Raw genomic sequence first — 15946 nt, 5'->3', positions numbered from 1 at the left:
TTTATTTCCGGCTTCTTTCAAAGCACGAGCAATCGGGTAAACAGGAGCAACCCCTAGTCCTCCGCCAATACAGACGACTGTTCCGTAATTTTCAATTTCCGAAGGTACACCGAGGGGACCGACGAAATCTTGAAAAGAGCTTCCTTCTGGCATCTCATTGATCAATGAAGAAGAATAGCCCACGTCCTGAACAACTATGGTTATCGTGCCCTTCTCTCGATCAAAATCCGTAACGGTTAACGGAATTCGTTCCGATTTTTCGTCCATCCGGACGATTACAAATTGCCCTGGTTCAACTTTTTTTGCCACTGCCGGCGCTTCGACTTCCATAAGAACAATGGAAGGCGCAGCCGCTAGCTGTCTTCTTTTAACTACCCGGTACACGAACACTCCTCCTTAAACCATTTAAAACCTTATTTCCGGCTAAAATACATGGACCGAAACCCAGTTTTTCAGTCGTATAATGCCGGGATCGATCCATTTAAAAGGAAATAATTTATTTTAACTTCGTCTCATAGTTGGGTTTTTCCTCTGATGCAGCCTTTATTGCCTCTACGATCTTCTCCGGTGTCATTGGTAAATCGTAAATACGGATGCCTAAGGCATCAGTAACCGCATTAGCAATAGCTGCGGCCGTAGGAACCAACGCAGGTTCCCCTACTCCTTTTGCACCGTAAGGTCCGCTGGCTTCCAATTCCTCGATGATAATGGGATAAACTTCCGGAACATCCATGGAGGTAGGAACAAGATAAGTGGATAATGCCGGATTCTTAATTTCTCCGTCTTTAATGACGACCTCTTCGGTCAAGGCATAGCCTAACCCCATGGCACAGCCGCCTTCAATTTGTCCTTCAACGCTTTGCGGATTGATCGCTTTGCCCACATCATGCGCTGCTACAATCTTGGTCACTTCGACCATTCCTGTCTCCGTATCCACAATGACTTCAGCGACCTGAGTTGCAAACGCATACGTTGCATAAGGAATACCCTGTCCGTTTTCCGGATCAAGTTTGGTCGCCGCCGGATTAAAATAACCATGTCCAAGTGTCAGGTTCCCATCGCCGCGGCACTTCGTAATGAGTTCTTTTACAGTCAGCTCTGTAGGTTGATCGCCGTTCCATATCCGACCTTGCTTTAGAGTCAGCGTTTGAATAGGCCGATTTAATATCTCAGCCGCTTTCGAGAGCATTGGCTCACGTGCACTTTCGGCTGCCAAGCGAACCGCATTTCCGGAAATATACGTCTGACGTGATGCCGATGAGGCACCTGCATCGGGAGTAACACCCGTATCGGCTGATACGACAACAACATCTTCCAAACAAACCCCAATCGTCTCAGCCGCTATCTGTGCCAGAACTGTTGTTGAGCCCTGACCCATATCAGCACAGCCGGTCAGAACCGTAACAGTGCCGTCATCCGAAATATCAACAAAGGCACCCGCCGGATTATTGCTGGCTGTATTGCCAATACCGTACCACATAGTACCTATTCCAAATCCACGCTTTTTCATTTAGATCTAGCCTCCAGCCCAGGCATAACCTGGAGAGCCTTTTCCCAGGCAGCCTCTAACGTTTTCCCCATCCCAATACTACCTTCCAGTTTTTGTCCGGTAGCGGTAATCGAGCCATTATGAACAATATTCCGTCGCCGAATTTCCAGAGGACTTATCTTTAAAGCTTGGGCAACGATATCCATCTGACTTTCGCTTGCAAAAGCCATTTGAGGCGTACCAAATCCCCTCATGGCCCCGCTGAAAGGATTGTTAGTATATACACAAAGAGCTTCAATATCTGCATTAGGCACTTCATAGGGACCGCTGGAATGTACCGCTGCCCTGATTAACGTTGCCGGACCGTAGGATGCATAAGCCCCTGTATCGCCGACAACCTTGACTTTAACCGCCAGCAATTTTCCTTCTTTATCGGCTGCTGTCGTATAGTCAATAAAAAAGGGATGGCGTTTGCTGGTCGCAATAAAAGACTCCTGCCGATCATAGCTCATTTTAACGGGACGTCTTAACTTAAGTGCGGCCAGACCGAGGTAACATTGAAGAGAAATATCTAATTTCCCGCCAAATCCACCCCCGGTAGCCATTTGAATAATTCTTACTTTATTCATCGGCAGACCTAAAACACGGGCAACATCTTTTCGATCATAATGAGGATTTTGGGTACAAACTTTGATAACAAGTACGTCTTCATCCATGAAAGCCACGCCTGCTTCAGTTTCGATAGCACAATGCTCAATCTTTTGCGTTGTGTATCTCCGTGAAATCACAACTTCAGCGTGGTTCAATGCCGAATTAACATCACCTTTTTTAATCTTGCTGATCAGCTGAATATTGCCTTTTTCATGGATAGCCGGTGCATCTTCCTTCATGGCACTCCAGACATCGTAAACAGGAGTGAGCTCTTCGAGATCGACTTTAATCAACCCGAGGGCTTTTTGGGCACTGGCTTCATCCTCAGCAGCAACAAGCGCCAACGCATCTCCCTTAAAACGAACCTTATCTGTCAATGCAGACTGATCCTTAACAATAATTCCATAACTGTTTTCTCCGGGTATATCCTTATACGTAAAAATCCTGACTACTCCCGGAACCTTCATGGCCTCGGTTAAGTCAAAACCTTTTACATTCGCATGAGCAACTTGACTCCGTAAAACCTTGAGCGTAAGAGCTCCTTGAAGATCAATATCTCCTGCATAGAGGGTTGAGCCCGTAACTTTTTCTCGTCCATCGACCCGCTGCACAGATTTCCCGACAACACTGTAATCAGGCACGGACAACACCTTCCTTCGCGGCCTTACTTGCTGCGGCAATTTCAACACCCTGAACAATTTTGGCATAACCGGTACAACGGCAAATATTACCGGATATCGCCTTTGAGATTTCCTGCCGTGTAGGATGAGGATTGCGATCAAGCAGAACCTTAGCCGCTAAAATCATTCCCGGTGTGCAATACCCGCATTGAACGGCTCCCGCATCTAAAAACGCTTGCTGAAGATAATTCAGTTCCCCCTCATCAGCTATCCCTTCAATCGTCAGAACGTCCCGGCCATAGGCCTGCGGAGCAAAAACCAAACACGAGTCTACAAGCTCCCCGTCAAGAATAACCGAACAGGCACCGCATTCCCCTTCACTGCATCCCTCTTTAGCCCCTGTTAAACCCAAACAGTCACGCAAGACGTCGAGCAACCGCAGTCCCGGATCAATATCCAGGGCTACCTGTTTTCCGTTAACCTTCATTTCAAGATGATATTGAGCCATCTTACATCACCGCCTGTTCCGTATCGAGTAACAATCTGCTCGCTAAATCCCGGGCTATCCCCTTGATCGCTTCGCGCTTATAAGGGGCTGAGGCCCGCGAACCAAGCATACGGGCAACTTCCATGCCTGCCGTTTCGGCGAAGCCATTGACTAGGGACTCAGTGGGTTTGTTACCGATTAAATAGTCTTCTAATTTATTATTTCGGCTGGGATTAGGGCCCACTGCCCCTAAGCTGACGCGAGCCTGTCGAATGACCCCTTCTTGTTCCGTTATGATCATCGCCAAACTCATTCTCGCAATCGCCAGTGCCTTACGACGTCCCAGCTTGATAAAGCCGGATTTACTCTTATTATTAGGAATTTCGAAGCTAATTTCCGTCAATATTTCCTTGGGCTGAATATTGGTTTTTCCAACCCCGCATAACAACTCACTGAGAAGCACGGTTCGGGATCCTTCAATCGAATTAAGTTTAGCCTTGGCATCTAATGCAACCAGTGCATTGACCGTATCCGCCGCAGGCGAAGCATTGGCAATATTTCCCCCGACAGTCCCAAGATTCCGGATTTGCGGAGAACCCACTGATGCAGCGGCTTCGGATAATAAAGGCACTCTTTCCTGGATGAGAGGAGAGTTTTCGATCTGCGAAAATGAACATAAACTCCCTAATTTAATCACGTTTTCTTGGATACTGATCTTACGAATATCCGGTATTCTCGACAAATCAAGTATTCCAACATTCTTTAATTTTCCCTTCTTCATGTCCGGAAGAATATCTGTTCCTCCAGCTAAAGGCCTTAAGCTCCCTTTAAAATCTGCAAGAAACTTTAAAGCATCGGCCATCGATTGCGGTTGTAAATATACACTGCATTCCGGCATAATAACCTCCATTCCGCTGCTGCCGGCAGCCCCTGAGTTTTAAAAAATGCGCGGATGAAGATGCGCAAGAGGCAAAACCATCCGCGTCGATTAAAAAATAGGTTCAATCCGTAATTTCTTCAAGTGATTTGCCCATCGTTTCTTTTCCAACGATTCCGACAACGATAGCCACAACTGCAAAGACCACGGTTAACATGATAAATACATTCTTATAGCCAGCCGCTTGACCATATGCCGAGTAAATAACCGGCACGATCATCGGCGCTAGGAACGCACCTAAACGACCGAAGGCAGCAGCCCAACCCGAACCGGTTGCTCTGGCAACGGTTGGATATACTTCCGGAGTATAGGCATACGTACATCCCCAAGCACCTAAACTAAAGAAATAGAGTAAGCAGCCATAGAGTAAGACTTGGTTAGCCGTTCCGGCATGCCCGAACAACCATGCCGCTAAAGCAGTGCCCAGGAGATAGACGACCAAAACTTTCTTCCTGCCAATCCTTTCAACAAGATAGGCCGCGCTGGCATATCCCGGTAACTGTGCGAGACACATAATCAATGTAAATTCGAAGCTTTTCACCAAAGCAAAGCCTTTACCTACTAACAAGGTTGGGGTCCATAGGACAAAACCATAATAACCAAAGTTAAGACCAAACCAAATGACCCACAATACAATCGTGCTGGCAAGATATTTTTTTGACCACAGATCGGCGAAGGATACATGCACATTATTAACCTTTTTGGGCGCTGTTTCACTATCGCTCTCTGGTTTATAGTTAATGCCGGCTTGTTTTTCCATACGGCTGACAATTGCATCCGCTTCATCACTCTTACCTCTTAACTCAAGATAACGCGGAGATTCGGGAATAGCCCTCTGTATAACAGCCGCAAAAAGTGCAGGAAAAGCCCCTACCCAAAAACCAATTCTCCATCCATAAACCGGTATAAGCAAGTATGCCACGAGTGCGGCGACAATCCAACCCCATGCCCAAAAACTTTCTAAGAGAATAACATTACGTCCGCGAATTCTAGTTGGAGAAAATTCACTCACTAAAGTTGAAGCTGCCGGTAACTCACCGCCCAAGCCAAAACCCGTAAAGAATCTTAAAATCACGAGCATCGTAAAATTGGTAGAAAATCCGGAAAGACCACTCGCTACCCCATAAATGATTAAAACCCACAAGATTACGGTTCTTCGACCCCAGCGATCTGCGGCCATCCCTGATAAGGCTGCACCTATCGCCATTCCAAGCATTGCTGAACTACCCAGCACCCCTAATTGACCTGTGCTGAGTGCCCAGTCCTTACCGATAGACGCCATAACCCCGGCAACCATCCCTTGATCCATAGCGTCAAATAGCCAGCCAATACCGCATAAGAATAGAATTTTCCGAAGCATCGGAGTACTAGGTAATCTATCAATACGTGCAGAAATATTCACCATGCCTTTGTTTTCCTCCCTCTTTAATTAAGGACTTTATCTTAATTCTCACTCTTTCTTTTTAGTCCACTCCTTGGACATATTGACATTTAACGGCCTGATATGTGATAATGATATATTATAATTGGGATTATTAGATTAATTTATATGAACATTGCCGAAAGGGGTCTCTAAAAGCTGCCTTACAGTTTCACCTCCCACGTCTTATAAGAACGACCTCTTATAAGACCGCTAAAGTCCATGTAAACTTCCTGACTGGGTCAAATGCCCTCGGGGTTAATTACCCCGGTCTTTCCGTTTTCTATTTGTCCTCGAGTGTAAAAAAGAATGAGTTTGAATAGATAAGATCATTCCCTTGGGATGAATCTGAAAAAGACTAACCGAGTACATATTTGGCTTCCAATTCTCTGATTTCTGTTAAGCCAATTAACGCATTAAATTCTGTAAATGGGATCATTTGATCCATGATACCTTCAGTTGTACCCGTCTTCTTGATCTCTGACATTAAGTTCTTCATACTCTGGGCCGTGATATAAGTTGACGCCGTTGGGAAAATAACCAGATTGTAACCTATGGCTTGTAACTTCTGCGCAGGGAATTGGGGAGTACGCCCTCCCTCGACCATATTGGCTAGGACTGGTACTTTAAAGCTCGAAGTAATCATTTTCATTTCTTCGACAGACTCCGGAGACTCGATAAAAATAACGTCTGCCCCGGCTTCTTCGTAGGCTTTGCCCCGGCGAATCGCTTCTTCTATGCCGTGAACTGTCCTCGCATCTGTACGGGCGATAATCACAAAATCAGGGTCTTGCCGTGCCTCAATGGCAGCTTTGATCTTTCCGACCATTTCTTCCATCGGAATCACTTGTCGTCCGGTCATATGTCCGCATTTCTTCGGTGCCACTTGATCCTCCAGTTGGATCGCCGCAACCCCAGCCATTTCATATTGGCGTACCGTTCGAATGACATTAATCGCATTGCCAAAGCCTGTATCGCCGTCCGCGATGACGGGAATCTCAACAGCACTGGCAAAATTATTGGCTCGCGCCAGCATCTCACTCATATTTAAAAGCCCGACATCAGGCATTCCTAAATGGCTGGCGGCTTGTCCATAACCGGTCATATACACACAATTGAATCCGGTCTTTTCAATAATTTTAGCGGTCAATACATCATGGGCTCCCGGAGCAATTAGGATTTCTTTCGAGGCTAATAACTGTCTTAGTTTCTTCCCTTTATTATTCATGTTAACTCCCCTTAACTATATTTTGTCATTATCTCCACCCCATCAGGGTTGTTTAAAAATAGTGTGTAAACCAAGAACTAAGGCTTCATTTGGATGCTCCGCAGCCAAGGCGCCAATCGTGTAAAGTAAGTAAGACGTATCGATAATAAACTCCGGTGTTTCGGGTAAAAGTGATATCCCCCTATTGGCAAAGGCTTTTGTCAGAATATCGCGGCCGAGTTCTTCACCGGAGTGTGCAAAGATCCCCCCGACGGCTACCACTTTGTGTACTTTCCGCAGATCGCGTCCAACAGGAGTACCCGGAACAATCCCCATCACGGGATCAAAGGACTGGGAAATATACCCCGCGTGACGTTTAATCGCAATTTCGATGGCGGCAATCGCCATTCCTTGATCAAATCGCTTTTCTTTTTCAGTTGTACTGATATACTCAGGATTCTTCTCTAAGAAATGAGCATAAGCTTTCAATTCTTCCGCAAGGTCTTCTCCTTGGAGTGCAACCTTGGCTAAGACACCATTTGCTCCCGCTGTTTCGACAATTCCTGTAGCACTTACTCTTAAGCCTAAATTTCCTTCGACCGTTCGGTAGGAAACTTGTTTTTCATCGGAAACGATTAAACCTTTTTCTTCATTACTGATCAGCGCCAAGTCGGGTAAGACAGAGTGAACATCTGTCGTCGCTCCCCCGATATCAATAACCATCATATTGCCGATACCTTCGGTTTCCGGAGTACCCAAGGCCATGAGTTCTGTACCCATTAAAACGGCTCCCGGTGTCGGTATAACCCGCCCGTTAGAAACCATCTCCATCAAGCTTCCCAAGCCTTTAGCCTTCGTAATTTGACGAATAAACTGTTGATGGATCGCTTCGCGTGCCGGTTTTACCTTGAGTTCATGAATAGTTGGCATGACATTCGGAACGCGAATGGTGCGGACTCCCTGTGATTCCAGAACTTTTTCCACTCGCGCCTGAACCTGAATATTACCGGCAATAATTACAACAGCGCTGCACTTGCTATCAATGATGACTTGAGCATTCTCTAAAAGCGAATCCTCATCACCGCAGTCTGTTCCCCCTGCTAAAAGGATAATATCCGGCTTAATTTCCTGGAGAACTTGGATGCGAAAATCAAGCGGCGTTTCATGGGAAATGATTTCAAGCACCCGTGCACCTGCACTCATCGCGACTTCTTTGGCCGCTTTAGCGGTAACTCTCGGCATATAGCCCATAGCCACCATCCGTAGTCCGCCCGCTGCAGAACTTGTGGCCAAGACCTGTTGCGGAGCAATATCTTCGGAACCCATGCTCCGCGCCAAGTTTTTTCTCGCTTCCACAAGCCCGATTTTAATGTTTTTCACCGTTGTTGGAGCCTGAGACCGACTCATGAGTTTAAATTCTTGTGCTTCTCTGGCAAAAGCGGTTACTTTGGTGTAGGTACTTCCTACGTCATAGACTAACAAATCGACCTGCTTTATTTCCTCACCCCCTGACACGCTTTAAAACAGGGAATTCATCTCACAATGTAACAATATCCGTCCATAATGCGGCGGGCGGTCCGTCCAAAAGCAGCCCTTTTGATCTTAACCTTATCTCCCTGGCTCTCGACTTCGACTTCGATATTAATCACACCGGCCGGGTGCCCAATCCGCACCAGAGAATTTTGGGAACGGCACACCTCATGGACAAGGGTCCCCGGGATTTTCGCCGCTGCTCCCGTACAGGTTGTCCCCGTACCGGCATAGGTTTTATGCATGACTTGCATAAACATCAATCTCGATACCAAATCGACGTCTTCCTTAGCAATCTTCTTTCCGGTCGTAAAATCATGATAATCCTGAGGTTCACTCACAAAGGCAACCATCGGAAAGGCCGGGCTATTTTGTAAAGCATCGGCCGGATTCTTGGCCATGCCGATCATGGTTGCTGCCTTACCCCGAATTTGCTCGAGAATGGCGAGCATTTTTTTGTTGGCGCTAATTTCGGCCGGGGTTTCAATTCCGGTTAGGCCCAGGTCTTTAGCCCGAACAAAGACCATCGGATTAGCGACGTCAACAATAGAAGCTTCGATCTTACCGACTCCATCAATATCAAGTACATCAACCGTCTTACCGGTAGGCAGCACCTTATTCGTTACCGCACCCGCCGTACCTGCAAAATCAAGCATGATCTTAGCCCCGGTACCCGGCACTCCCGCAATCGAATAATCTCCTACAACCTGTGCCTTGCCATTTTTCACGGGAACTTCGGCCACTAAAATTTTCCCCGTGTTCGTATTATGAATACGGACTTCAGTGACCGGCTCGACGGCCCGAACCAGACCCTCATCCACCGCAAAAGGACCTACACCGGAAGAAATATTTCCACAGTTCCCCGAATAATCAATCATGGCATTCGTAAAACTGACTTGTCCAAACGTATAATCGACATCTGCATCTTTACGCGAAGTCGGGCCAATAATGGCGACCTTACTGGTTAACGGATCCGCACCCCCTAATCCGTTAATTTGACGGACATCCGGACTTCCAAAAATAGAGAGGATCTCTTGATCTTTCTCTTTGGGATCGGACGAAAGATCATTTTCCCTTAAGAAAATCCCTTTACTGGTTCCCGCCCTGAGAATGACCGTTCGAATTCGACGTTGCTCTTCCATTTTATTTCCCTCCCTTTTTAATATGATCTTTGACCCATTGAATAGCCCCTGCCGGATCAGTCCCCGGTCCGAAGAAACCATCGACTCCTAAGAAGCCTGTTCCTTCTTTCTTAATCTTGGCTTCTACTTGAGCATGTTCTTCTTCTTTTTCCGCAATCCGACCCCCGGCAATGTACAAAACTTTATCCCGAATCCCCAGTTCTTGCAGCCGTTGATCCACCCGCGGGAACAAGGTAATACCCAGACCCAGAAGATTACTGACCCCGATGACATCCGCCTTGGCTTCCGCGGCGACTTCAGCCACCGTCTCCGGTAGATTCATACCCCGGAGAAAAATCACTTCATAACCGGCCTGCTCAAAGGCCTCCCGAATCATATTGATGCCTACGACATGAGCATCAGCCCCCACCGTGGCTAATAACACTTTTTCTTTTTGGGTAACCGGTACCTTTTGATCCACTTTGACTTCTTCGCTGGTAAAGGCTAATTTCTGCGGGGCAATACCCACGGGTCCATATCCGGGTACATAGCGCCGAATGCCATCTTTATCCCGATGGGTTTTCACACCCCGTTTCAAATCCCAGCCTCCGGCTCGGGGTGCATCAAGAATCCCGCTTTTACCCGCGGTAACGATACGGTCAATCAGTTCTTCGGCACCATACTTCAACCAAAAGTCAGGGCCTATTTCATCCGGAGTGACTTCCCGCTCGATTTCCAACGTTCTGCCGATAACGGCCATCGCCTCACGGAGAATCTCCTCTTGACGATGATCAATCGCCGGGTCATCGATCGTATATCGCGCTGTATTTTCAAAGACATTTTGGGAAGCCCAGATCGCTTTGGCCATGGATGCTCCCGTCGGAATACCGACATTTTCCGCGGCCTTCGGGCGATAGAAGTTTGCTCCGCCTAACTTCGCACTAATCGCCATTCTGGCAAAGTGAGCCTGTTCCGCAATTAAATCAGCGGGCGGGTTCTGGAACGTTTCAGGGACGGCAATCAAAAATTCACTCCACATCACTTGTTTAAAAGCTCTCATCACGGCCAAATCCGCTAAAAGGTTAATTCCGGCCACATTCATTTGCAATCCGCTTAAGGCTTTTGGCAAGCCGGCATGAATGGCCAGACCTTCGGCCATCAAGCACATGGCTAGAGCCATACCGTCTGTACCGCCGATATTATTTAAGTGCTTATGCGAATCGGTTTGCACGAAGATGTTGTTATCGGCACACACCTGCAAAGCCTTATATCCATTGAGAACTTTCGTCTTATAATCATGAATTCCCCGACCGCCAAAGTGCACATGAATAACCGGGCCAATGTCTGTGCCGTCAAAACCCGCAATCAAAGAATTGATAATGGACAGATGGGGGGTATCGCCCGTTGCATTAATGCGCACAGGGTGTTTTGCACCGCCGCCGATTTCAATAAACTTTCTTTCCCCCATCGGGGTGATACCGCCTTTTCCGCGGGACTGCTCAATGAGCTCTTCCCCATCCAGCGGATCGATATGGCGAGTAGCCTCAGAGTGCACGAAGTGAAATAAGGTAATTCCCAGTTCTTCGGCGACTTTATACATTTCGCAAGACTCTTTATAGGTTTCCTCCGCACTATTGCGGCCTAAGATCGGATTTTGCACAGGGATACCCGATTTTGCCGCTTGGCGGCCTAATTCCGCGATCCTATAGCCGCTCCGCTCGACCCCATGCACCATCCGGGGAAAAGGAGCAGGCAAACCACTGATCGAACCATCCGGTCCCACTTTAGGCATCTCGGCACTAAAGACTTTTTCATAAGCCTGAACGCGTTCATAGTCCTCTAATATAATCTTCTTTGTTTTTTCTTGCATCAAAAAAACCTCCTAACCACTTATCCGTTACTGGGATTTAAGTGACGTCTGACTTTAGCAATAAGCCCGCCACACTCTAAAGTTTCCAAAACGTTAGGAGCCAGGGCCTGACCCTTGACCTTTTCTCCGGTAGGCAAGAGTGTAATCTCCCCTGTGACTAAATCCACTTCGATTTCCCGGCCATTTTCGATCTTATCCGCAATATCAGCGACTAAAACGGGCATCCCGATATTGATCGAGTTACGCCTAAAAATCCGAGCCAAGGACTTGGCTATGATGAGGGCGACTCCGGCTTCCTTTAAGGCCACAGGCGCTTGCTCGCGGCTGGAACCGCATCCGAAATTATCACCCGCCACGATGATATCCCCAGGCTGTACCTTGTGAGCAAAGTCAGGAATGGCACTCCCCGCTAAAGCATACTCTTTCAGCTTATCCTCAGGTGCCGCCATCGCGTATCCGGGTAAAATCTGATCGGTATCCACGTTCGTTCCGAACTTCCAAACTCGTCCTTTTAGTTTATTGTTCCATGCCATCTCATACACCCCCTAAAGGTGCAACTGTTCCCGGAGATACAATCTCTCCGGCTACAGCACTCTCTGCCGCTAAACGTGGAGAAGCTAAGAATACCTTTGCTTCACGATGCCCCATTCTTCCCGGGAAATTTCGGTTTGTCGTCGAAACTGCGACATCTTCAGCTGCCAATAATCCCATATGGGCCCCGAAACAGGGTCCGCAGCCGGGACTTGTAACCACTCCCCCGGCCTCGCGAAAAATACGGGTAAGCCCTTGATCTTCCATCTCTTGGGCAATATCCTTCGACGCCGGAATAATCAAAAGAAGGACATCTTTAGCTGCCTTACGCCCTTTTAAAACTTCGGCAGCAATCTTCATATCACTTAAACGGCCATTAGTACAACTTCCAATAACAACTTGCGAAATCTTCGTTCCTGCAACGTCGGCTGCCTTCGCAAAATTACCCGGATTTGGAGAACAAGCCACACAAGCCTTTATTTCTTCCGCTTGAAAAGTAAAGACCTTCTTAACCTCTCCAATGGATTCATTGGAGTCGGCAAAATAACTAATCATCGTTCCCATTTCAATTCCCATATTGGATATCGTCATTTTCTCATCGATGCTCAGATGTTTCACCAGACTGCCTGTATAAATAACAGCCTTATCTGTAAAACCATTCGTTCCAAAACGGCCAATCAAGTGGAGAATGACATCTTTGGCATAAACTCCCGGTTGAAGTCTTCCTTCTAATCGGATTTCATAGGTTTCCGGTACTTCTAAATCAAGCGTCCCCGTGGCCATCGTCGCGGCGAGTTCGGTCGCCCCTACGGGAATGGCGAGTGCGCCATACGCTCCGGCTGTACAGGTATGCGAATCAGCCCCCACAAGAATGGATCCCCGTTCCAACCGATGCTTCTCGGCAATAATTTGATGAATCACTCCATCTGCGCGATCATAAACCTTAACCCCGAATTCACGTGCAAATGCTTTCAAAGTATTTTGTCCGATCTTCGCGTCGATTGTTGCGGCAGGAATAATATGATCTATAACAAAGACAACTTTATGAGGATCAAAAACACGATTTATCCCTATTTTCCGAAACTGTTCAACAGCCATGGGGCCTGTGACATCATGCGCGATGGCCAAATCCACTTTTACAGTGATGTCTTCACCCACATGAACTTTCTCGCGGCCCGCTGCCTTAGCCAAGTACCCCTCAATTGAATTCACTCCCATTTCCCCCCTTGCACATCGGCTAATTCCATTAGTCGACTAAAACGATCCCCATACTCTGGGCTGCAAAACGCGCTTCCTCAAGAGAGGGGCTGGCCTTTTGAAGCACTAAGCGTGCTCCACCCCGATTTAGGGCTTCAACCATGGAATTTTGTTCTGTCGCAAAAATTGTAATTCTTTGCTTTTGCGGCTCATCAACCTTAACAATTTCAACATTTATTTTCTTTTGACGAACCTTATCCATGATTTCCCTATAGGCATTGCCATTATCTGTACTTGCGCCCAAAACTGCGGCCATAAGAATTCCCGGCACGTTAATCCCCCGGCGGGCAAACAGCTCGGCATAAAGTTCTATTTTAACACCCGTTATTTCTCCTTTTGCTAAAGCATGGGCAATTCGCGCTGTATTCGTCGGTGAACCTACAGCTTGACTGCTTCCTCCTACAACCGCCTCACCAAAAGGTTTAACAATGGAATTTGCTTTCTTAGCTAAAGCACGGGCTTCCTGGATAGCAGAAACCATCGTTTTTTCGATTATTGCGTGTTCCTGCTCCCTTACGCCTTCTTCAATAAAATATTCGACTTCAAGATTCTTCTTGAAAAACGGCTGCATATACCGGATAACAATAGGGACTAATTGTTCGGCTGAAACAGGATGAATAGCCGCAGCCATCGCAATCATAACATCAACAGGCACATTAACGGGAATGCCCGTCTTCATGGCCAAATTGGCGGCAAGATTACCGATGAGTACTCCTCCCCCTATATGGGTCGTACAAAGTCCGGCAACCATAACTCGAGGTGTACAAGGAGTGCCTATCGTTGGTGAAAGTGCCAAAACTACCGCTTTCGCCATAGCTTCCGGACTGCCCTTATGAAGTTCAACAAGGGTCGCGGCAGTAGCTGCCGAACCTGCTCCAAAGCCTTCCATATTACAACCCGTCGTCGTTTTTCCTGCTCTAAAGATTGTCCCGACTTTGAGCATCACAGCAACAGCCCGCGCACGTTCCTCTTTATCCTCCACAAACTCTTGAAGGGCGCGATACAATCCTGTATACGTACAGGAATCACCCGTTCCTGCACAAGGCTGCAATCCGCAGGAATGATTACCTACTTGAGCCGCTAAAGTATAGACTAATATCTTATTAATGAAGTCATCTTCAATCAGTCGATTTGAGAAATTATCAGCGGCCAATTCCTGGGGAATGGTTCCTAAAAGAAAACTTGAACCGGAGGTAATTCCTACCTCTGCAGCATATAGATTATGGGCAAATGCGTTCAGTACATCATCCAAAACTTCTTCTCGTGTCATTGCATTTTGATCCATTGCTTCTGCAATAATCACATCACTGACACGTAAATTGAGTTCACCGGCAATTTCAATCGTTTCGCCAAGAGTTAAGCTGCCAAATGTGTATCCCTTTTGTTTTACACATTCATAAATTTGTTTCACCTTTAATTCCCTCCGGCGTTTTCTTAATTTCTTAATTTCTTACTTCTATACCCAGCAATTCTTCCATGGGTTTTATGACGGCAGAAATATCTTCTTTACCTAAACCTTTCGCTCTAGCCTGTTCAAATATCTGTTGAGCCACATTGGTTAACATCATAGGAACTTTTGACTCTTTAGCGGTTTGTACGGCTAGCTCTAAATCCTTATACTGAAGATCAATGGCAAACCCTGGCGCAAATTTGTTCTTAAATACAAAGTTAGGTATCTTAGAAGATAAAGCATAGCTATTACCAGAACTGGCACTGATAATATCAAAGAGGGTCTGAGGTTTAATTCCAAGTTTTGTTCCAAGGGTAAATGCCTCCGCGACGGCTGCCATATTGATTCCTAAAAGGAGATTGTTAACCAACTTAACCGCATCTCCTGAACTCACACTGCCAACATGGTGAATTTTCTTGCCAAGGACTTCTAAAACGGGGCGGACTTTAGCAATATCCTCCTGCTCACCACCGACCATAATGGTCAGTGTTCCTTCAGTGGCTCCTTTGACACCGCCGCTGACCGGAGCATCAATATACCCTAATCCCTTCTCTTTAGCGCATTTAGCCATCTTCTGCGTAAACCCGGGAGAAACACTGGACATATCAATCAAGCAAGTTCCCGGCTTAGCCCCTGCAAAAATACCGTTTTCACCCTGAAGAACCGCACCAACAATAGCATTATTGGGAAGCATCGTAATGACGATGTCAGATTGTCGAGCACATTCGCAAGGGCTCTTTGCTTTTTGCGCCCCCTGTTGAACAAGCTCTTGAACAGCTTGTTCACTGACATCATTAACTGTCAACGCATACCCTGCCCTAAGAATATTGAGTGCCATGGGCTTACCCATTGTACCTATACCGATAAATCCTATGTTCACGGTTTTATCCTCTCCCTTGTCTAATGAATGGACCCAACCGGGCGGCAGCGCGTCCCTTTGAACCATCGTCTCAGGGGCAACGCCGTACCCATGAGTAAACTTAAACTATCTTAATCCATCTTCACCCTTAATTTCATTCTTTTGCAGCCCGCCAATACGAGGATGAGGACGACCCGACGCAGTAACAACGATGGCTACAACCAGTTCATCCGCGCGTGGAGCATCAGGAATTCTAACTTCCATCGCATCATAATGGGTACGAACAAAAGCTGCATCCTTGAAATGAACGGGAACATCTAACCCTGTGCCTATTCCACCCAACTTTTTAGCGGAAGGAATAATCGCCTTTCCTCCGCCGACTTCTGCACGGAACGGTTTGCCAAGACGCGGGTGAAGAATGGCTGCGGCATGTTCCAGTTCACCTTTTTCGCCCACAATGACACCTTTGCCATAGCTATTAACCTCTTCTTTAGCAATGCCCAAAGCTTTCACACCT

Annotated in this window: 14 protein-coding genes and 1 pseudogene; all 15 read right to left on the bottom strand. The window is 46.9% G+C overall.

The window, feature by feature from the left end; all coding sequences use genetic code 11:
• Positions 1-384, bottom strand: a pseudogene (locus VB077_RS06030) (sulfide/dihydroorotate dehydrogenase-like FAD/NAD-binding protein); the annotation flags it as partial.
• A gap of 112 nt (positions 385-496) precedes the next feature.
• Positions 497-1510 carry a xanthine dehydrogenase family protein molybdopterin-binding subunit gene (locus VB077_RS06025; protein ID WP_323414325.1) on the bottom strand — a complete coding sequence of 338 codons (1014 nt, stop codon included), beginning with the start codon at positions 1508-1510 and terminating at the stop codon, positions 497-499.
• A complete protein-coding gene (locus tag VB077_RS06020) occupies positions 1507-2781 on the bottom strand; it encodes a xanthine dehydrogenase family protein molybdopterin-binding subunit (RefSeq protein WP_323414324.1) in 1275 nt (424 codons plus the stop codon). Before VB077_RS06020 ends, VB077_RS06025 begins: the two co-directional genes overlap by 4 nt.
• Positions 2774-3268, bottom strand: coding sequence for a (2Fe-2S)-binding protein (locus VB077_RS06015; protein WP_323414323.1), 495 nt, complete (start codon positions 3266-3268; stop codon positions 2774-2776). The genes VB077_RS06020 and VB077_RS06015 overlap by 8 nt, the downstream gene beginning before the upstream one ends.
• A gap of 1 nt (position 3269) precedes the next feature.
• Positions 3270-4145, bottom strand: a complete 876-nt coding sequence (locus VB077_RS06010; RefSeq protein ID WP_323414322.1) for an FAD binding domain-containing protein — start codon at positions 4143-4145, stop codon at positions 3270-3272.
• A 103-nt stretch (positions 4146-4248) separates the two neighbouring features.
• Complete coding sequence (locus VB077_RS06005) at positions 4249-5589, bottom strand: MFS transporter (protein WP_323414321.1); 1341 nt, start codon at positions 5587-5589, stop codon at positions 4249-4251.
• A 373-nt stretch (positions 5590-5962) separates the two neighbouring features.
• Positions 5963-6832 (bottom strand): isocitrate lyase/PEP mutase family protein, encoded by an 870-nt coding sequence (locus VB077_RS06000; RefSeq protein WP_323414320.1) that lies wholly within the window; start codon positions 6830-6832, stop codon positions 5963-5965.
• A gap of 42 nt (positions 6833-6874) precedes the next feature.
• On the bottom strand, positions 6875-8293 hold the full coding sequence (locus tag VB077_RS05995; protein ID WP_323414319.1) for a glutamate mutase L: 1419 nt from the start codon (positions 8291-8293) through the stop codon (positions 6875-6877).
• A gap of 50 nt (positions 8294-8343) precedes the next feature.
• Complete coding sequence (locus tag VB077_RS05990) at positions 8344-9483, bottom strand: 2-methylaconitate cis-trans isomerase PrpF family protein (protein WP_323414318.1); 1140 nt, start codon at positions 9481-9483, stop codon at positions 8344-8346.
• 1 nt (position 9484) lies between these two features.
• Positions 9485-11332 (bottom strand): cobalamin-dependent protein, encoded by a 1848-nt coding sequence (locus VB077_RS05985; protein WP_323414317.1) that lies wholly within the window; start codon positions 11330-11332, stop codon positions 9485-9487.
• Positions 11333-11352: 20 nt separating this feature from the next.
• A complete protein-coding gene (locus tag VB077_RS05980; RefSeq protein ID WP_323414316.1) occupies positions 11353-11865 on the bottom strand; it encodes a 3-isopropylmalate dehydratase in 513 nt (170 codons plus the stop codon).
• Position 11866: 1 nt separating this feature from the next.
• Entirely contained in the window at positions 11867-13075 is a 1209-nt protein-coding gene (locus VB077_RS05975) for an aconitase/3-isopropylmalate dehydratase large subunit family protein (protein WP_323414315.1), read from the bottom strand.
• A 34-nt stretch (positions 13076-13109) separates the two neighbouring features.
• Positions 13110-14531 carry an L-serine ammonia-lyase, iron-sulfur-dependent, subunit alpha gene (locus VB077_RS05970; protein ID WP_323414314.1) on the bottom strand — a complete coding sequence of 474 codons (1422 nt, stop codon included), beginning with the start codon at positions 14529-14531 and terminating at the stop codon, positions 13110-13112.
• Positions 14532-14562: 31 nt separating this feature from the next.
• Positions 14563-15450 (bottom strand): NAD(P)-dependent oxidoreductase, encoded by an 888-nt coding sequence (locus VB077_RS05965; protein WP_323414313.1) that lies wholly within the window; start codon positions 15448-15450, stop codon positions 14563-14565.
• A gap of 105 nt (positions 15451-15555) precedes the next feature.
• Positions 15556-15946, bottom strand: a 391-nt coding sequence (locus tag VB077_RS05960) for an amino acid synthesis family protein (RefSeq protein WP_323414312.1), incomplete at its 5' end; no start/stop codon positions are given.

Source organism: Desulfitobacterium sp., from assembly GCF_034927245.1.
Lineage (GTDB): Bacteria > Bacillota > Desulfitobacteriia > Desulfitobacteriales > Desulfitobacteriaceae > Desulfitobacterium_A.
The sequence above is the reverse complement of the archived record's forward strand: the minus strand, read 5'-3'. Positions and strand labels throughout refer to the sequence as shown.